The organism is Paeniglutamicibacter gangotriensis Lz1y (assembly GCF_000348945.1).
GTDB lineage: Bacteria > Actinomycetota > Actinomycetes > Actinomycetales > Micrococcaceae > Paeniglutamicibacter > Paeniglutamicibacter gangotriensis.
Genome location: NZ_AOCK01000003.1, coordinates 219,988 through 237,749, shown reverse-complemented (window position 1 = coordinate 237,749; position 17,762 = coordinate 219,988). Strand labels below are relative to the sequence as shown.

15 protein-coding genes are annotated in these 17,762 nt (G+C 65.4%); 9 read left to right on the top strand and 6 right to left on the bottom strand.

Going from position 1 to position 17,762, the window contains the following annotated elements:
- Positions 1–71: 71 nt before the first annotated feature.
- A complete protein-coding gene (locus ADIAG_RS06380; RefSeq protein ID WP_007270515.1) occupies positions 72–1,922 on the bottom strand; it encodes an HNH endonuclease signature motif containing protein in 1,851 nt (616 codons plus the stop codon).
- 359 nt (positions 1,923–2,281) lie between these two features.
- Here ADIAG_RS06380 and ADIAG_RS06375 point away from each other — a divergent pair, with 359 nt between their 5' ends.
- Both ADIAG_RS06375 and ADIAG_RS06370 read left to right on the top strand, forming a co-directional pair.
- Entirely contained in the window at positions 2,282–2,683 is a 402-nt protein-coding gene (locus ADIAG_RS06375; RefSeq protein ID WP_007270514.1) for a VOC family protein, read from the top strand.
- Positions 2,680–3,657, top strand: a complete 978-nt coding sequence (locus ADIAG_RS06370) for an aminoglycoside phosphotransferase family protein (protein WP_007270513.1) — start codon at positions 2,680–2,682, stop codon at positions 3,655–3,657. Before ADIAG_RS06375 ends, ADIAG_RS06370 begins: the two co-directional genes overlap by 4 nt.
- 70 nt (positions 3,658–3,727) lie before the next feature.
- Here ADIAG_RS06370 and ADIAG_RS06365 read toward each other — a convergent pair whose 3' ends face one another.
- Positions 3,728–4,636, bottom strand: coding sequence for a LysR family transcriptional regulator (locus ADIAG_RS06365; protein ID WP_007270512.1), 909 nt, complete (start codon positions 4,634–4,636; stop codon positions 3,728–3,730).
- 131 nt (positions 4,637–4,767) lie between these two features.
- Here ADIAG_RS06365 and tdh point away from each other — a divergent pair, with 131 nt between their 5' ends.
- A complete protein-coding gene (gene tdh, locus ADIAG_RS06360; protein ID WP_007270511.1) occupies positions 4,768–5,814 on the top strand; it encodes an L-threonine 3-dehydrogenase in 1,047 nt (348 codons plus the stop codon).
- 47 nt (positions 5,815–5,861) lie between these two features.
- Positions 5,862–7,058, top strand: coding sequence for a glycine C-acetyltransferase (locus tag ADIAG_RS06355; RefSeq protein WP_007270510.1), 1,197 nt, complete (start codon positions 5,862–5,864; stop codon positions 7,056–7,058).
- Between the two features lie 126 nt (positions 7,059–7,184).
- Here ADIAG_RS06355 and ADIAG_RS21600 read toward each other — a convergent pair whose 3' ends face one another.
- The 3 genes from ADIAG_RS21600 to ADIAG_RS06345 all read right to left on the bottom strand — a co-directional run bounded on the left by ADIAG_RS21600 (position 7,185) and on the right by ADIAG_RS06345 (position 11,604).
- Positions 7,185–7,352, bottom strand: coding sequence for a hypothetical protein (locus ADIAG_RS21600; RefSeq protein WP_161623943.1), 168 nt, complete (start codon positions 7,350–7,352; stop codon positions 7,185–7,187).
- A gap of 197 nt (positions 7,353–7,549) precedes the next feature.
- Complete coding sequence (locus ADIAG_RS06350; protein WP_007270509.1) at positions 7,550–9,547, bottom strand: hydantoinase B/oxoprolinase family protein; 1,998 nt, start codon at positions 9,545–9,547, stop codon at positions 7,550–7,552.
- 2 nt (positions 9,548–9,549) lie between these two features.
- Positions 9,550–11,604 (bottom strand): hydantoinase/oxoprolinase family protein, encoded by a 2,055-nt coding sequence (locus ADIAG_RS06345; RefSeq protein ID WP_007270508.1) that lies wholly within the window; start codon positions 11,602–11,604, stop codon positions 9,550–9,552.
- A gap of 188 nt (positions 11,605–11,792) precedes the next feature.
- Here ADIAG_RS06345 and ADIAG_RS06340 point away from each other — a divergent pair, with 188 nt between their 5' ends.
- Positions 11,793–13,355: a PucR family transcriptional regulator gene (locus tag ADIAG_RS06340; RefSeq protein WP_007270507.1), complete on the top strand. Its 1,563-nt coding sequence runs from the start codon at positions 11,793–11,795 to the stop codon at positions 13,353–13,355.
- 20 nt (positions 13,356–13,375) lie between these two features.
- On the opposite strand, the gene ADIAG_RS06335 is transcribed toward ADIAG_RS06340, so the two are convergent.
- Positions 13,376–14,038, bottom strand: coding sequence for a GntR family transcriptional regulator (locus tag ADIAG_RS06335; protein WP_007270506.1), 663 nt, complete (start codon positions 14,036–14,038; stop codon positions 13,376–13,378).
- Positions 14,039–14,206: 168 nt separating this feature from the next.
- Here ADIAG_RS06335 and ADIAG_RS06330 point away from each other — a divergent pair, with 168 nt between their 5' ends.
- The 4 genes from ADIAG_RS06330 to ADIAG_RS06315 all read left to right on the top strand — a co-directional run bounded on the left by ADIAG_RS06330 (position 14,207) and on the right by ADIAG_RS06315 (position 17,760).
- The gene (locus ADIAG_RS06330; protein WP_007270505.1) at positions 14,207–15,247 is read left to right on the top strand and encodes an aromatic ring-hydroxylating dioxygenase subunit alpha; all 1,041 of its coding nucleotides are present in this window, start codon (positions 14,207–14,209) and stop codon (positions 15,245–15,247) included.
- Between the two features lie 11 nt (positions 15,248–15,258).
- Entirely contained in the window at positions 15,259–15,702 is a 444-nt protein-coding gene (locus ADIAG_RS06325) for a hypothetical protein (protein ID WP_235045848.1), read from the top strand.
- Positions 15,699–16,751: a M14 family metallopeptidase gene (locus ADIAG_RS06320; RefSeq protein WP_235045847.1), complete on the top strand. Its 1,053-nt coding sequence runs from the start codon at positions 15,699–15,701 to the stop codon at positions 16,749–16,751. Before ADIAG_RS06325 ends, ADIAG_RS06320 begins: the two co-directional genes overlap by 4 nt.
- Before the next feature lie 67 nt (positions 16,752–16,818).
- Positions 16,819–17,760, top strand: a complete 942-nt coding sequence (locus tag ADIAG_RS06315; protein ID WP_007270502.1) for an ABC transporter substrate-binding protein — start codon at positions 16,819–16,821, stop codon at positions 17,758–17,760.
- Positions 17,761–17,762: the final 2 nt, after the last annotated feature.

Below are 17,762 nucleotides of genomic sequence, written 5' to 3'. Positions count from 1 at the left end.
GGTCACCCACTGAAGTGGGGGCCGGGGCTCGAGGCCGTTAAGGGTGTTCCTTGTCCGGGTGCGGGCAGGGCTCAGAACAATGGCAGGGCATTGGGGGCTTGGCGCCAATAGGTGTTGCGTCGTGGTTTTTGCTCCGGGTCAAGGTACTTCGGCAGGATCACGGAATAGAGCCCGTCGGTGTCCCGGATAACGCTGAGCTGTCCGGTGTGTCTGGCGTGGTGGTGTCCGGAACACAAGGCCCGCCCGTCGTTGATCCGGGTGGTTCCGCCCTGGGACCATTCGTCGTCATGGTCGATCTCGCAATGTTCCGGTGGCACGGTGCACCCGGGGAAGATGCACCCGCCATAGATGGCGAGGATTGCCTTGCGCATGTAGTCAGGGAAGTAGCGCTGCTCGGTGCCCAGATCCAGGATCCGGCTTTTGCCGTTCATCGTGATGGGGATTGCCCCGCCAATACACAAAGCATGTCTGAGTTGGGCCGGGGTGTATTTTTGGCCGTGCAGGGTGAGGCCAGTTTGGGCAGCTTTACCCTCGAGCTCGGCCAGCGTCGTGATGATGAATATTTCCGGAGAAGGAAGCCCCGCGGTCTTGGTTCCCTTCGGTGCTCTGCCGTTGGTTTTGAGCAAGTTCATCAAACCTTGAAGATGCCGCTGCGGCGGGGTGAGGCCGTCGGAACCATAATCGGTGTTGTTCATGGCTTCGAGGAGGTTGGCTTCGGAGGGCACTGGGTCCAAGGTCAGTTTGTTGGCTTCGGCCGGGTCGGTCAGCGGGAGGCCGGTCGCCGGATCGATGAGGAAGTCGGGGAAGTCCGGCAGCATGGGCGCGGTGTCGGCGTGAGTGTCGTTTCCGGCGTCGTCGGCGATGGCTTCTGGTGCTTCGGGCGATTCAGGGGGTTCGGTGGAGTCGGAGTCGAAGTTCGCGGAAGCGTCGGAATCCTTCGAATCCACGAAACCATTCGATCCGTCGGTCCCGTTCGCGCCGTCGGTTTCCTTGGGCACTCCGGTGGCTTGCTGGCGCAGTGCGTCGCGGTCACCGGCTTTGGTCCGCGCGTTGTCCAGCTGGGCAAAAAGCGTGAGCAGGAGCTCGGCATCGGCCGCCCGGACACGCAGGATGAACTCCGCGATGCCCGCGTTGGTGCCGCGGTAGAAGGCACCGAGTTTGGTGCGCAGCACTTCCTCGGTGGGTTCCTTGACGCCATGATCGAGAGCGACCTGGATGGCGTTGAAGAGCTTGTTGGTGGTGCGTGGAACTTGTTCCTTCACCGAATCGGCGACTTGCGCCTCTAACTCGCTGGCTAGCTCGTCGGAGTTGGGGTATTGCTTGATCTCCGGCCGCATCCGCTCAAGCTTTTTGGCGGCATCGGCGAGCTGCTGGGGCGAGGCCTTGCCGCTCGCGAGCGCATCGGCCAAGAGCGGGAACGCCGGCGGATGCTCGATGCCGTGGATATCGATACCCGGGAACAAGCGCGTGGCTGCCTGCACGCGGTCCCGGGCCTCGTTGAAACCGATGCGGAACGTGTTTTGTAGGAACTCGACGGTGTTCTTGAAGGTGGGCCGCCCCTTGGGAGGAGTGGCGGGAGCTTCGGGCATCTCGAGGGTTCCGGCGATGTAGGCAGGCGGGTCCGTGAGGCACTGGTTGATGCCGACCAAGGTGTCTTCGGGTAGCTCGTGGACCAGAGTGCGCTGGGCCAGGCCGGTGGCCGAGAGTTGGGTGAAGCCGATGTTGCGGTGGGTACGTTCGACCACCTGGACGAAGTAGGCGGCGTCGGCAGGCGAGGTAGTGTGCTTGGCGATGCGCGGCCCGAGTTCCTCGAGGGCCAACGCCAGAGCGGTGTAGGCGCGCAACTCATCGTCCGGGGTAGCTGGGTACCTCGGATCCTCGCGGTCTCCCGCGAGCAGGGCGATGGCTGCTGCTGTGGTCATGGGTCTAGCATGCGCCACGGGCTGAGGCAGTGGTGCGGAGCATCGGGGAATGTGGATAACTCGGAGGGCACCTGTGCCTGAGGATGGCTTGCGTGAGTTTGGGGGAGTCCGAGAGTGCCGGAAATCCCGCGGACTTCCTGACGAAAGCACCGTGGAAGCCAATGGGGTGGGGCCGTCCGGCTTAGAGAGGATGTTGGTTCTTCTCCGCGAGTATTCTCGGGAGTCATGGCGAGCGGATATTATGCGTTGAACACGGCCCCTCTCATCCCGGGCCAGTGGGCCACCGCGGTGGGACAGGAGTTGCAGGTTGCTGCGCTGTCCACGGGACCAAACCACGACTTCAGACGAAGGACCGAACCATGAGAATCCACCTCGCCAGTATCTTCGTAACCGACCAGGCCCAGGCGCTGGAGTTCTACACCACGAAGCTGGGCTTCGAGAAGAAGACCGAGGTCTCGATGGGCGAGTTCTCCTGGTTGACGGTGGTCTCGCCCGAGGCCCGCGACGGGGTCGAGCTGGTGCTGGAACCGGCCAACCACCGTGCTGTCGGACCGTTCCGTGACGCGCTGGTGGCCGACGGGATCCCGTTCACCGCCTTCGCCGTCACCGACGTGCAGGCCGAGTACGAACGGCTCACCGGGCTCGGCGTCGTCTTCACCCAGCCGCCGACCAGCATGGGGCCGGTGACCACCGCGGTGCTCGATGACACCTGCGGGAACCTGATCCAGATCCAGGCCATGAACGAGACACCGGGGGTGTGAACGCCGAACCAGCACCACCGCCACCGACCCGGCCCGCGGCCGACGTCCACATCGATGGGGAACTGGTGCAAGCGCTGCTGCGCGCGCAATGTCCCGAGCTTGCCGGCCTCGGACTGGAGTTCCTCGACGACGGCTGGGACAACGTGATCTACCGGCTGGGCCCGGAGTATGCGGTTCGGCTGCCGCGCCGGGAGTCGGCGCACGTGCTGTTGCTCCGAGAGGTGCGCTGGTTGCCGTTCCTGGCGCCCAGGTTGCCGCTTCCGGTCCCGGTGCCGGTGCATCGCGGGAAACCGGGGGAGGGCTATCCCTACCACTGGGCGGTGATGCGGTGGCTGCCCGGGATCAGCGCGGCGTCGGTGCCCGCTGTGGCACGCGATGGCTATGCCTCAACGCTGGCCGCATTCTTCAGGGCGCTGCATGTGCCGGCGCCGGCCGATGCGCCGGTGAACCCGGTGCGTGGGGTGCCGCTGCGGGATCGCGACCTGGCGGCCCGCACTCGGATGGAGGCCGTGGCCGAACCCCAACGCACCGGGCTGTTGGAGCTGTGGGAGCAGGGGCTGGCCGCACCGGAGCGTGTCGGTCCGCGCCTGTGGCTGCATGGGGATCCGCACCCGCACAATATGCTCATTAGCGGTGCCGGGAAGGCTGGACCACGTGGCGCCGAGGGCCTGGGGCAGGCTGTTGTCGGCACCGCCCCGGAGGTTGCGCGATTGGAAGCGGTGATCGACTTCGGGGACCTGACCGCCGGTGACCCTGCCAGCGACCTGGCCGTGGCCTGGCTGCACTTCACACCTCAGGGCCGGAGGCAACTGCGCGCAGGACTGGAGCGCCACGGGCTGTATTCAGCGGGCATCTGGGAGCGGGCCCGTGCCTGGGCGGTGAACTACGCGGTGTTGATGTCTTCCCTGGAGGACGGGGACCCTCTGCGGGAGGTTGGCATCCACGGCATCGAGCAATTACTGGACGAGGGTTAGAACGGGGAGCGAAAGAACTGGTGCAGACCCGTACGGACCTGGCTCGGAGCAGGGGGTGTCGAGGGGCGTTTCAGGGAGTGCTGAGCTCGGCCATCGCCTCACCCATGGCCCTGGCCACCAGCTGCACGCTGAGCCGTTGCATGGATTCGGGTCGCGCCAACAAATCGATGCGTCGCCGGTTGGCGATCCCCTCCAAGGGGCGCAGCACCACCGAGGTGCCCAGCACGGCTCCGGCGGTGTAGCGCGGGATGATGCCCAGAACTTCTCCCGCGGCCACCAGCGTGGCGACGGTCGCGTAATCGTTGATGCGGTGGACGATCTGCGGGGCCACCCCGGAGACGGCGCTGATGGCCAGAAGGACATCGGCCGGGGAATAGCCCTCGCGGCTGACGACCCAACGCTCCTCGGTCAGATCGGAGGGGACCAGCGTGCGTTTGGCCGCGAGCCGGTGTCCGGCCGGAAGTGCGATGTCCAAGGGTTCGTGGGCGAGGGCCGAAACCACCACCTTGTCCGCCGGCCACACCGGGGAGAAGTCCATGCGGTGGGCCAGCACCAGATCATAGCGGGCCGTGAGCGCCGGGAAGTCCTGCTGGGCAACGTCCTCGTCGAAGAACCTCGGCACCGGTGCCCCGTGGGCTTCCAGCTTGGCCAGCAACGGGGCAAAGAGCGCCTGGCCCACGGAGTGGAACCCAGCGACCGACACCGCTGCGGCAGGGCTTTCCTGGAAGTCGCCGATCGCGGCGCGAGCGGCCGCCAGCGAGGAAATGACCGAGGCTCCCGCCGCCGCCAGCACCTCGCCGGCCTCGGTCAGCACCAGATTTCTGCCTTCTTTTCGGGTCAAGGGGACCTGGATATTGCGTTGGAGCAGGGCCAGTTGCTGGGAGACGGCGGAGGGGGTGACGTACATGGCGTGGGCGACGGCCGTGACCGAACCGAGGTCGCCGAGTTCACGAAGGATCTGCAGCTGACTGACTTCCATGTAGTGAATCCTAAATCGTTGTTTGAGAAACATGCGTATCTTCTAAGGTATCTACCGTGGGGCCAAGATGCCAGACTGGAGTCCAATCGTCTGTTGAACGCGCTGTGGCGGCGCAATATGAGGAGCCATCGATGAAGGCACTGTACAAGTCCGGACCGCATGCAGGTTTTGAGCTGGTTGACCGCCCCGAACCGGTCCCCGGCGTGCACGACGTCAAGATCCGCGTGATGACGGCAGGGATCTGCGGCACCGACCTGCACATCCAGGCCTACGATGATGCCGCCAAGGCCATGATCAAGGCCCCGATGATCCCCGGACACGAGTTCTACGGCGAAATCGTTGAAATCGGCGACGAAGTGCACGACGTGAAGGTCGGGGACAGGGTCTCTGGCGAGGGCCATGTGGTGTGCGGGATGTGCAGGAACTGCCGGGCCGGTCGACGCCATATGTGCATCAACACCGTCTCGGTCGGTGTCCAGCGCGATGGCGCCTTCGCCGAATACGTGGTCATCCCCGAGGCCAACGTCTGGGTCCACCAGGATGAATCGATCTCCCCGGAACTCGGTGCGATCTTCGACCCGTTCGGCAACGCCGTGCACACCGCACTGTCCTTCCCGATGGTCGGCGAGGACGTGCTGATCACCGGAGCCGGGCCCATCGGGCTAATGGCCATCGCCGTGGCCCGCCATGCCGGGGCACGCAAGATCGCCATCACCGATGTCTCCCCGCAGCGCTTGGAATTGGCCCGCGGGATGGGCGTGGATTTGGCCATCGACGTGTCCAAGACCCGCATCAAGGACGCCCAGCGCGAGCTGTGCATGCGCGAGGGCTTCGACTTCGGCATGGAAATGTCCGGTCATCCCACCGCGCTGCCGGAAATGATCGAGAACATGAACCACGGCGGGCACATCTCGATGCTGGGTCTGCCCTCCAGCTCCATCGACATCGACTGGGGCAAGGTCGTCACCCACATGCTCACCCTCAAGGGCATCTACGGCCGCGAGATGTTTGAGACCTGGTACGCCATGAGCGCCATGCTCACCTCCAACCCGGTCTTGCGCGAGCGCATCTCCTCGGTGGTCACCGACTACCTGCCGGCCACGGACTGGGAGGCAGGCTTCGCCGCCGCCCGCTCCGGCCACGGCGGTAAAGTCGTGCTTGACTGGACCGTTTTCTAGCCCCTACGCATCTTCCCCCCTCCACCCGCGACTTCCAGGAGAAGCACATGTACACCATGAAAAACGAGCTGGCAGCCGAACTGGCCCAGCTGCGCACCGACGGCCTGTTCAAGTCCGAACGCCACATCGACTCAGCCCAGTCGGCCAGCATCTCCGCCGGCGAGCTCGGTGCCGCCTCCAAACAGGTGCTGAACTTCTGCGCCAACAACTACTTGGGCCTGGCCGACGATGAGCGCATCATCCAAGCGGCCAAGGACGCCATGGACACTCGCGGCTTCGGCATGGCATCGGTCCGCTTCATCTGCGGCACCCAGGACCTGCACCTGGAACTCGAGGCCGCGGTCTCAAAATTCTTGGGCACCGAAGACACAATCCTGTTCTCCAGCTGCTTCGACGCCAACGGCGGGGTCTTCGAATCGCTCTTCGGCGCGGGAGATGCGATCATTTCCGACGCGCTGAACCACGCCTCGATCATCGACGGCATCCGCCTGTCCAAGGCCGAGCGCTTCCGCTACAAGAACCAGGACATGGCGGACCTGGAGACCCAGCTGCAGGCCGCAGCGGCGATGAACGACGGGGCCGGGGCACGGCGCACCATCATCGTCACCGACGGTATCTTCTCCATGGACGGTTTCATCGCACCGCTTCAGGCCATCTGCGATCTGGCTGATAAGTACGGTGCACTGGTGATGGTCGATGACTCCCACGCGGTGGGCTTCATGGGCGCCACCGGCGCCGGCACCCCCGAGCACGCAGGGGTCTCGGAGCGCGTGGACATCTACACCGGCACCTTCGGCAAGGCCCTGGGCGGTGCCTCGGGCGGCTATGTTGCAGCACGCAACGAGATCGTGGCGATGCTGCGACAAAAGGCCCGGCCCTACCTGTTCTCCAACTCGCTGGCCCCGGCCATTGTTGCCGCCACGCTCAAGGCCCTGGAACTGGTCGAGGGATCGGGCGAACTGCGCACCAAGCTCTTCGAAAACGCAGCGCACTTCCGGACCCGGATGACCGAGGAAGGCTTCGACCTGCTCGATGGCGAACACGCCATCATCCCGGTGATGTTCGGAGATGCGGTCAAGGCCGCCGAGGTCGCGGACAAGATGCTCGAGCACGGTGTCTTTGTCACGGCCTTCAGCTTCCCGGTAGTGCCCAAGGGCGCGGCGCGTATCCGCGTGCAGCTCTCGGCAGCGCACTCGGCCGAGGACATCGAGGCCTGCGTGAAGGCGTTCGTCGCCAGCCGCTAAAAGCAAAAACAGGCATCGCCCGGATTCCCCCTGGCCGGGGGAGTGCGGGCGATGCCTGTTTCAGTGGTGGTGGGCCAGCTGTCGGAGCCGGCAAGGATGCCACCGTGCATCCGGTGCGGACGGGTCCTACCGGCCGGCCAGGCTCGCCGCGGGGGCCGCGGTTTCGGAGCGAGAGCGGCGAATCAAGGCCCCATAGATCAGCGCCGCCAAGACCGGGGTGGCCAGCGAGCCGATGTTCGAGGCCCAGGGGCTGCCGGATTGGATCAGCGTGATCCCGGCCGCTGCCGAGAGCACCCAGGCCGCGACCCCGGCCCGGTTCAGCGCAGGGAAAGCTGAATCGGGAAGGGAACCACCTCGGCAGGGGGGGACACCCGCCGGCGAATCCTTCGGGCCCCTAGGAAGGCGGTGCGGCCGGGCGGAAGGGGCGCGAAGCCGCCGGGAAACCAGGCTGCTTTCCGGACCCCCTCCGCTTGGCGGCGGTGGGCCGGCGGCTAGTGCCAGTGGGCCGATGAGCGGCGCTTCATCAACTGCCGGTACTCCGCGGTGGTGTTTTCGTATAGTTCGCCGGTGCCCCAGTCCAGGATCACGCCGTGGCGGCGGATGACATCGAGCATGCCCGTGGTGCCGTTGCGGTAGCGTTCGGCGACCGCGTGCGCATCCTCGGTGAGCCAGCCCGGCCGCGCGACACGGATCTGTTCGCGCAGCGCGGTGGTGGCGGCCTCGTCGATCTCGAACTCGTCGAGTTCCGCGTCGATCTCGCGAATCACCACGCCGTAGTCCTTGGCGGCGCGTTCGATCGAGACGTAGCCGTCGATGACGTCCTCCCGGACCTCGTCGGCGGTGCGCAGCAGCGGGTCGCCGAAGCCGCCGCCGCCGGCGGAGGGCCGGGTGAAGGTGTCCCCGGACTGGACCGGCACGGAGGAGAAGTTCGAGCCGAGGTAGCGTTCCTGCTCCGTCCCCTTGTTCAGCCAGACCCCGTGCGGGATGGAGGGCAGGCCGCCCTCGATGCCCCAGGTGATGGAGCGGGCCCGGTCGCAGCAGTAGCTCATCACGGTGTCGAAGGCATCGGTGAGCACCCCGCCCTTTTCGATCCCCAGTCCGCCGCGGTAGCGACCCGGACCGGCGGAGTCCATGGCGATCTCGTGCCGGGTGGTCAGCACGGGCGAGAGCCGTTCCTGGCCCTCGACCGGCTGCACGGCCAGGCCCGGGCCGAAGACCGGAGCCGTGGCCGAGGATCCGTCCTTGCTGGCCCGTCCGCCCCAACCGCCGGCCATCCAGTCGTACCACATGAAGTACTCGTTGTTCGGGGTCCGGGCGTCCTTGCCGCCAACCAGCAGGTACTCGAGGTTGAACGCGCACGCCATGGCGCGTTCGGGCATGATCTGGCTCCACAGTTCGAAGATCCCGTTCATGATCTTCTCGTACGGGCCGGAACAGAACCCGGTGACGGCGTAGGGCCATCCGGCGTTGACCACGGTGCCTTCCGGGCCGATCTCGGCGCGGACCGCGGCGTAGAAACCCGAGTTCAGCGGGACCTCCGGGAAGAAGGTCTTGGTGCCGGCGTAGATGGCCGAGTGCGTGGTTCCGTACCCGGAATTCAGGAATGTGGCCACGGCGGGAGCCGACCCGGTCAGGTCGTAGTGGATGCCGTTCCCGTCGAGGGTGAGCTTGATCTTGATCGGCACCAGGCCCTCGCCCTTGCCCGGGTCCACGTCGATGTAGTCGGTGGTTTCCCATTCGCCGCGGGGCAGGGACTCCAGCTGCCGCAACACCGTGCGCTCCACATAGTCCTGGGTTTCCTGCATGGCCGCCAGCACGGTGCCCTTGGTGTATTTGCCGACCAGCCGGTGCACCTCGCGCTCGCAGACCGCGGTGGCCTCGGACTGGGCGTGGAGGTCGCCCATGGCCTGGCGCGGGGCGCGGGTGTTGGACACCAGCAGCTGGGCGACGTCGTGCAGGAAGACGCCCTTGGACCAAATCCGCACCGGGGTGATGCGCAGTCCTTCGCCGAAGTGGTCCTTGGCGTTGACGTCGAAGGATCCCGGGACATTGCCGCCGATGTCTGCCCAGTGGCCCTTGTTCTGGGCGAAGGCGATGACCTCTCCGTCGGCGAAAACCGGCCGGATGAAGGACACGTCGTTGAAGTGCGTCCCGCCGCGGTAGGGGTCGTTGATCGCGAAGACATCGCCGGGGTGGATATCCGTGCCGAACTCCTCGAGCACGGCCTTGCACTGGAAGTGCAGCGTGCCCACGTGCACCGCGATGTCGCCGGAGCCCTGCATCACGGTGTTGCCCTGGGCATCGCACAATGCCGAGGAGAAGTCGCGGGAGTAGATGACGAAGGAGTAGCAGGTGCGCAGGATCTGTTCGCTCATCAGGTCGACCGAGGTCGCGAACGCGTTCTTGAGCACCTCGAAGGTGACGGGGTCCAGTGATGGATGTTTTGCCGTGTTGGCCAGGGTATCTGGGGCAACGAGTGTATCGGTCATGACTAGGACTCCTTGCTTGAGGAAAGGTCGTGGAGGTGGATGCGGATGTTGCCCCAGCCGTCGATTTCGGCGGTCGTGCGCGGTGGCACGACGGTGGTGGAATCGAGCTGGTCGATGATGGCCGGTCCGGGGAACGTGGCACCGGCGGGAAGCCGGCTCCGGTCGTAGACAGGAGTGTCCAGCCATCCGGCATCCCCGAAGTAGACTTCCCGCGTGGAGGCCGGGGGACCCGGGGCTGCGTTGAGCTCGGTGGCCGGAAGAAAGGCCGGCTTCGGGGTCTTGCCGACGGCGCTGAGCAGTAGCTGGTAGATCTCGACCGGTTGGTCGTCTTGGCGGAAGGCGAATTCCCGCTCGTGTTCCTGGTGGAAGGTCTCAATGGCGGTGTCCAGGGAACCGCGTCCGGACCCGATGGGGACCGAGAGCGAGCGCCACTGTCCCGCGTAGCGCATGGAGATCTCGCGTTGCAGGACGGCATTATCGTCGCTGACGCCCTCGTGCCGCAGGCGCGAGGAGGCTTCCCTTTCCAGGGTCGTGAACCGGGCTTCGATTTCGGCCGGATCGGTCTCGGAGGCCAGGCCCGTGAACATGGCCGAGAGATCGTGGCGGATGTCGACCAGCAGGCAGCCCAGTGCGGAGGTGACCCCGGGGTTCGCCGGGACCACGACGGTGGGGATGCTCAGCTCGCGTGCCACCTCGGCGCCATGCAGCGCACCGGCCCCGCCAAAGGCGATGAGCGCGAAATCGCGCGGGTCGTAGCCGCGGCGGATGGAGATTAGGCGGACCGCGTCGGCCATGTTGGCGTTGGCGACCTGCAGGACGGCGTGGGCGGCCTCGGCCTCTTCCATGCCCAGCGGCACGGCGATGACGCGCTTGATGGCCTCCAGGGACAGGGCACGGTCCAGGGACTTGGCGCCGCCAGCCAAGTTGGTTCCCAAGCGGTTCAAGGCCACGTTGGCGTCGCAGTTGGTGGGCTCTTCGCCGCCGGTGTTGTAGCAGGCCGGGCCCGGTGCCGCGCCCGCGGACTGGGGGCCGTTGCGCAGGGACCCGGCGATGTCGATATGTGCCAGGGAACCGCCGCCGGCACCGATGGTCATGACCTCGATGGAGGGGAAGACGATGGGGTGGCCGTATTCGACCTGCCATTCCTTGGTGATGCGCAATTCGCCGCCCGAGACCAGACAGATGTCCGTGGAGGTGCCGCCCATGTCCAACCCGACGGCGTTCTCGAAGCCGCATTGCTGGGCGACATGCTTGGCGGCGATGGCGCCTGCGGCAATGCCGGAGGCGGCGAGTCTCACCGGGTATCGCTTGACCATTCGCGGGGTCATCGATCCGCCGCCGGAGTGAAGCAGCAACAGGTCCCCGGAATATCCGCCGTCTTTGAGTTGTGTGGCCAGACGGTCCACGTATCCGGTCACCAGCGGGGCCAGCACGGCGTTGGAGACCGCGGTGTTGAAACGGTCGTGCTCGAAGATCTCGGGAAGGATCTCGGCGGATGCCGAGACTGTGGCCTCGGGAAGTTCCTCCTGGAGGATCTCGCGCATCCGGATCTCGTTGGCCGGGTTGGCGTAGGAGTTGATGAAGCACACGGCAATCGTGGTGGTTCCGCGCTTGCGCAGCAAGGCGGCGAGCCGCCGGGCCCCGACCTCATCCAAGGCGGTGACGACCTTGCCGGAGAAGTCGATTCGCTCGGTGACCTCGAAGCGGTCGCGTCGTCGGATGTAGGGACCCGAGACGTCGTTGTAGGCATCCCAAAGATCGTCCTTGGTTCCGTCGCGGATTTCGATCACATCGCGGAACCCGCGGGTGGTGATCATGGCCGAAGCCGGGAACTTGCGAGTGATAAGGGCGTTTGTCGCCACGGTCGTTCCATGTGAGAACAATGAGACGTCGGCAAGATTGATGTTGGCCCTTTCTACGCCCCCCATGACGGCCACCATGGGGTCGTGCGGCGTGGAAGGAACCTTGGTGACCCGCATTTCCTGGGTCTCCTCGTCGAAAATGCAGACGTCGGTGAATGTGCCTCCGACGTCCACGGCAACTCGTAAATTCGCCATTGTGTGCTCCTTGGTGGTTCGGATTCTGCTTCAACCAACCATGCAATGTGACGCGTGTCGCTGTCATTAGCGGAATTCAAAGATCGCGGTCCTATGATTGTAATTTCTACAAATTCCGGCCGGGCTCGGGATGATTCTAGGCTTCACGGCCCGGAAAACCGCGAGCGCATCGAGCAAGAGGAACCGCAGTGCTGCACTTGAGCGACGTTCTGAAGGACAAAACCCTGGGCCTGGAGCTCGTAGTGGTCGGTTCGTTCGACCCCCAGGTCAGCGGGGCGCACAGCTCGGAGATACATGATCCGGCCCGGTGGTTTGAACCGGGAAACATCATGCTGACCACGGGCATGCGCTTCCTCAACGAGGGGCAGCCGGGGACTGCGGCTCGGGAGCTGGTGGAGGGACTGCACCGGGCGAAGGTCGCCGCGTTGTTCTTCGGCATCGGCGTGTATTTTGCATCGATACCCGACCAGTTGCGTCAGTGCTGCCTCGAGTTTGGGCTGCCATTGGTGGCGGTTGCCCCGGAGGTGCCCTTCCAGCACATCGAAAGCTACGTCAACCAGAACGCACCCGCTCCGGGTGGCTACGGGCTCAAGCGTATGCTCTGGCTGACCAACGACCTGTTGGACAGCATCTCCTCGGATACACCCATCAAGTCGTTGATCGCCAGGTTGGGAACCGTCTGCCGTGGCACTGCGGTGCTCTACGAGGATTCCGGCGCGATTGTTGAATCGACGGGGGAAGGGCCCACGAACCTTATCTTCGCGGCCATCGGCAACGGGGGCTCGCCCCAGGACAGGATTTCGATCGGTCGCTGGGAGGTCATGTACCGTTCCGTGGTACTGCGCCGCCGCGGCTACCATCTGGCGATTGCCACACGGAACGGGGCCATGCTCGATGAACTAGGCGATGTTCTGCTTGAAACCACGCAGCGCATGCTCGGAGCCATCGAGGGCATCAGCCACTTGGACACCTCACGCCAGCGACATGAGAATGCCCGGCTGCTCACCTCCCTGCAGGACGGGATCGAGGTCTCCCGTGAACTGCGCTACTGGGAGTTGCTCAAGCCCTTGGGGTTCAAGGCCTTCGAACCGATCCGCTCGTTGGTGGCCACCACGTTGGGCGACGAGTTGTTGACCCCGGCCAGGGTCGAGACCTTGATTGATTCCGCCGAGCGCATGGGCGTCCCCCTACTCTTTGCGGAAAATGGCAGGACGCCAGAAGTGCCGCCAGGGTTTCACGCCTTGCTGCCAGACACCAGGGCAAGCGAGCAGTGGTTGGCGGCAGGCGGACAGGGTTTGGCGATCGGATTGAGCGAGACCACCGGATCATTGGCACAAGTCCCCCAACAATTCCTGGATGCCGAACTCGCCGTGAGCATAGCTCGGCGGCGCACCGTCGGTGGGGCGGAGTCAGGCGGTAGCCTGATCCGGATGGATGACGTCGATCCGGCAAGCTGGTTCTTGGCCGGACTCCGGGGCCCCGCGGATCGCAAGCGGCTGACGAAATTCACACAGCCGCTGCGGCTTGAGAAGGAACTGGTGGAAACCATCCAGGGGTACCTGGCCATGGACCAGGACGTCGCCAGAGTGGCGGCCTGGCTCTACGTCCATCCGAACACGGTGCGCTATCGAGTCAAGAGGGTCGGTGAGATTCTGGGCGGGAACTTGAATGAGACAGGCTTGATCGCCAACTTGTACCTCGCCTACCAGGAGGAGATCCTGCGGATCAGAGCGAAATTCACCGGATCATAGCCGTACCCGGTAATCCGGCTTCACTCCCGGGAGGGGAGGTCCTGCGGGTTGATGTCGCCGGCGTCGTGGCAGTGGCCCAGGACCCGGATGATCGTTTCCAGGTCGCCTGCGGGGAGCGCCTCTAGGATATCGCGGTGCGCCTGCGCAATGGATGCCTGGTGTTCCGGACCCAGCTGGTAGACACGGGTGATCCGCCGCTGGATCGGGTGTCCCCAGATGCTTCCCAGGGTCTCGCGTAGGTACTGGTTGGGGCAGGGGTCGATGAGCCTGAGATGGAATTCCTTGCCGAGGCGGAACTGTTCCTCCGCGTCGGTGGGTTCCAGCGTCTCGAATTCGTCGATGAGCGCCCGCAGTCGTACCAGTTGCGCAGGGGAGTGCCTGCCGATGGCCTGTGCCATCGCCAGCTGCTCCAGGTGGTATCGCACCTCGAAGACGTTGTACACGTCCTGAGCCGTGAGGTTGTTGACCACGTACCCGCTCCCGGGCACCAGCGTGGCTAGGCCTTCCATGGCGACCAGAGCCAGCGCGTCGCGCACCGGGGTCCGCGAAACTCCGTATTGCGCAGCAACCTGTTCTTGGACCAGGGCGGTTCCCGGCTTCAGCGCGCCACTGACGATTTCGGAGGCGATTTGTTCGTGGACGCGTACCGCCAGTGGCCTTGCGTCGTGGACTCCCGTAGCCATGCGTCTCCCTGAAAATGTTTCGTCGCGGTTCCCAGCAGTCTAGCGTGCGGCTTTTGTTCCCCGACACGGCGCTGGTGGCGTACGTCACAAAAAAGCCTTGACCTATCTGTATCCACTGTATACGGTGAATACAATTCATAGCGTTCCCTCTCCCGACAAAGGAAAAACATGTATGTCCTGAACACTTGGTATGTGGCGGCCTGGAGCAACGAGGTCGACCGCAAGCCGGTCAAACGCGTGATCTGCGAGCAGCCGATTGTGCTCTTCCGCACCCAGAACGGCACGCCCGTGGCCCTGGCCGATCGCTGCGCCCACCGCGCCTTCCCGCTCTCGAAAGGCCGCACCATCGGAGATTCCATCGAGTGCGGTTACCACGGCTTCACCTACGGCGAAGACGGGATGTGTACCAAGGTCCCCGCGCAGAGCACCATCCCGGAGCGTGCCAAGGTCCGCAAGTACCCGCTGGTGGAAAAGGACGGCTGGATTTGGGCCTGGATGGGCGATGTCGATTTGGCCGACCCCGCGGACGTGCCGGACACGCACTGGATGACCGACCCCGAATGGGCGACGGTCACCCACTCGTTCCACTTCAAGTGCCGCGCCGGGCTGATCCACGACAACCTGCTGGATCTGACCCACGAGTCGTTCCTGCACCAGACCACCGTGGGCGACGACTACATCTACGAGCACGGCATCACCGTGGAAGTCGAGGGCTCGGTGGTCAGCGTCGATAGGCTGATGCCTTCGGTGGCCGCCCCGCCGCTGTACGCCGACACCATGGATGCCCGCGGTTTGTTCGACCGTTTCCACTGCACCGAGTTCTTCGTCCCCAACCTGCACGTGCTGCACTCGGGAATCACCGGGGAAGGCCGTCCCCGCGAGGAGGGCTATCTGATCAAGGTGCTCAACGGCATCACCCCCATCGACGAGCACAACTCCTGGTACTACTACGCCTTCAGCCGCAACTTCGCCCTCGACGATACGCAGGCCACCGAGGACCTGCGCGTGGGCCTGAACACCGTGCTGCAGGAAGATGCCGAGGCCTTGGAAGCCCAGGAAATCGGCATGCAATCCCGCCCGGCCGGCGAGTTCGATGTGCTCATCGCCCAGGACGGCGGCGTGGCCAAGGCCCGACGTATCCTCTCCACGCTGCTCAAGCGCGAGCAGGCAGCCGCCGCGGACCGGCCCGTCGCCGGGGCAAGGGCCTAGCCGCCATGTGGATGCTGGTACGAGCCGATTCGCTGGACGACTACTGGGAAGCCGGGGCCGGACAACGCACCCTGGCCGCCTGCCCGGACACCGACGAACGCGGAGACCCCTGGCGCTGGACGGCGCGGCTGGCCGAGCATGAGTCCGGCTCCGAGGTGCTCATCGACGCGGACCCCGAATACATCGGGGTTCAGACGACCGTCTACGCCGATGGGCACACCGGTGTCGTCGAACGCCCCTCCGGGCAGCAGATGGTGGTGACCTCGCTGCACGGCCAGGTGCTGATCTCGGCGGTCAATGGGCCGTGGGAACGCTGGCTGAACCCCGGGGACGTGTTCATCGTGGAGGGGGAGGAAGACGAATCGCTGCGCGTCTCACTCACCGCCGACGACGCCCGGGTCTCCGTCACACTGCTGGCCCCGCGTCGCGGCGCGGCACTGCGGTGGGTCCCGTGAGCGCCGGGACGGCGGCGATGCGCCCACGCACCAAGGCCGCCGCATCCTTCACCGGGATCGATTTCTCCCTCACCGGGAAACAGCTGGGCTACGGGCACGTCGTGCATTCGGACAACGTGCATGACGGCTCGGTCATACCGGTGCCGCTGGCAGTGATTTCCTCGGGCCCCGGGCCGGTGGCTCTGTTGGTCGCCGGCACCCACGGGGACGAATACGAGGGGCAGGTCCTGGCTCACGAACTGATCCGCGAGCTGGACCCGGAACGGCTCACGGGCACCGTGATCGTCGTCCCGGCAGCCAATTCCCCGGCCGTGCGCGGCGCCGCACGGGTCTCGCCGATCGATGGCGGAAACCTCAACCGCAGCTATCCGGGCAACGCCGGCGGCGGACCCACCGGGCAGGTGGCGGCGATGATTTCCGGGGACCTGCTGCCGCGCGCCGACTTCGTGATCGACATGCATTCGGGCGGATCCAACTCGACCTACCTGCCCTGTGCGTTCATATACCGCGGCCCCGATGAAAAGTTGTGGACGGCGAAGCTGCGCGCGGCAAAGCTGCTGGGCCTGCCCTATGTCATGGTGGTCGCCCCGCTGCTGGAGCCTGGGTCGTTGTCCAGCGCCGGGGACCTGGCCGGGATCCTGACGATTTCCACCGAGCTTTCCGGGTCCGGGACCGTGGACCGGCACGCGCTGGGGGCCATGCGCCAGGGCCTGCCGCGGATTCTGACCGATCTGGGGATCATGCGGGAGGAATCCGACGCGGGGACAACAACGCAGATCGCAGAACCGCAGTTCCTGGAACTGGTGCCCGAGTCCCCGGTGACCTCAACCGCCGCCGGGCTCTTCGAACCGCTCGTCGACCTGGGGGAAACGGTGCGCTCCGGGCAGCCGGTGGCCCGGGTGCACTTCATCGATGAACTGGACCGTGCACCGCGTGAATACCAGGCCCGGATCAACGGGGTGGTCGCGATCATGCGCCGCCCCACGCTGGTGGCCCCCGGCTCACACTTGCTGTACATCGCACCGCTGCTTGATTCCGACTCACTCTAGTTTCTCCGACTTTCCCACCGTGCCCGGTGCCGCTCGCGGCCCGGACACCACTGATAAAGGACAGAACATGATCTCGCACCGCACCGCCCGTTTCCTGGCCGCCGGCATGCTCCTTGCCCTTGCCACGACCGGCTGCACCACCGTCTCGGAAGCCGAGACGGCCCAAGGCTCCGACACCCAAGGCTCCGACACCCCGGCAGCCGAATCGGCGGCCACCTTGGGCATCAACGAGGCCGCCCGCGCACTGCTCCCGGCGGAGGTCCGGGACCGGGGCGTCCTGACGATTGCCTCGGACCCCACCTACCCGCCGTTCGAGTACTACGACACCGACAACAAAACCATCATCGGGTGGGACGCCGACATGGGAGACGCCCTCGGCGCGGTGCTGGGCGTGAAGGTCAAGCACGTCCCGGCAACCTTCGACACCATCCTGCCCGGCCTGCAATCGGGCAAGTACGACCTGGGCATGTCCACCTTCAGCGTCACGCCCGAGCGCCGCAAGGCAGTGGACTTCGTCCCGTATCTGCAAGGCGGCACCGCAGTGGCCGTGGCGCCGGGGAATCCGGAAAAGCTGAGTGTGGCCTCGGAAACCTTGTGCGGCAAGGCGATCGCTGCGCAGAAGGGCTCGATCCAGTCCCTGGACATCCTGCCGGAGTTCTCCAAGGAGTGCACCGAGGCCGGGAGCGCCGCGATCGACATGCAGTTCTTCCCCACGCAGAACGATGCGAACCTTGCCCTGACCTCCGGCCGCGTTCAGGGAGTCATGGCCGATTCGGTGTCCCTGGCCTACCAGGGCGAGCTGGCCGACGGGAAGTTCGAGGTCGCTGACGGCCCGGACTACGAGCCGGAGCTGACCGGCACGGCATTGGGCAAGGGCAGCGAGCTGCTGCCGGCCATCCAGGCCGCGACGGTCGCGGTGATTGAATCCCCTGCCTACCAGGAGATCAACACCAAGTGGGCGCTGCCGGCCAGCACCGAGATCACTCCGGCCGACGTCGTGCTCAAGTAAGC

Coding starts and splice junctions, on each gene's coding strand:
- tdh (WP_007270511.1), top strand. CDS start 4,768: ATGAAGGCACTGTACAAGTCCGGACCGCATGCAGGTTTTGAGCTGGTT.
- ADIAG_RS06380 (WP_007270515.1), bottom strand. CDS start 1,922: ATGACCACAGCAGCAGCCATCGCCCTGCTCGCGGGAGACCGCGAGGAT.
- ADIAG_RS06365 (WP_007270512.1), bottom strand. CDS start 4,636: ATGGAAGTCAGTCAGCTGCAGATCCTTCGTGAACTCGGCGACCTCGGT.
- ADIAG_RS06350 (WP_007270509.1), bottom strand. CDS start 9,547: ATGACCGATACACTCGTTGCCCCAGATACCCTGGCCAACACGGCAAAA.
- ADIAG_RS06375 (WP_007270514.1), top strand. CDS start 2,282: ATGAGAATCCACCTCGCCAGTATCTTCGTAACCGACCAGGCCCAGGCG.
- ADIAG_RS06315 (WP_007270502.1), top strand. CDS start 16,819: ATGATCTCGCACCGCACCGCCCGTTTCCTGGCCGCCGGCATGCTCCTT.
- ADIAG_RS06330 (WP_007270505.1), top strand. CDS start 14,207: ATGTATGTCCTGAACACTTGGTATGTGGCGGCCTGGAGCAACGAGGTC.
- ADIAG_RS06355 (WP_007270510.1), top strand. CDS start 5,862: ATGTACACCATGAAAAACGAGCTGGCAGCCGAACTGGCCCAGCTGCGC.
- ADIAG_RS06325 (WP_235045848.1), top strand. CDS start 15,259: ATGCTGGTACGAGCCGATTCGCTGGACGACTACTGGGAAGCCGGGGCC.
- ADIAG_RS06345 (WP_007270508.1), bottom strand. CDS start 11,604: ATGGCGAATTTACGAGTTGCCGTGGACGTCGGAGGCACATTCACCGAC.
- ADIAG_RS06335 (WP_007270506.1), bottom strand. CDS start 14,038: ATGGCTACGGGAGTCCACGACGCAAGGCCACTGGCGGTACGCGTCCAC.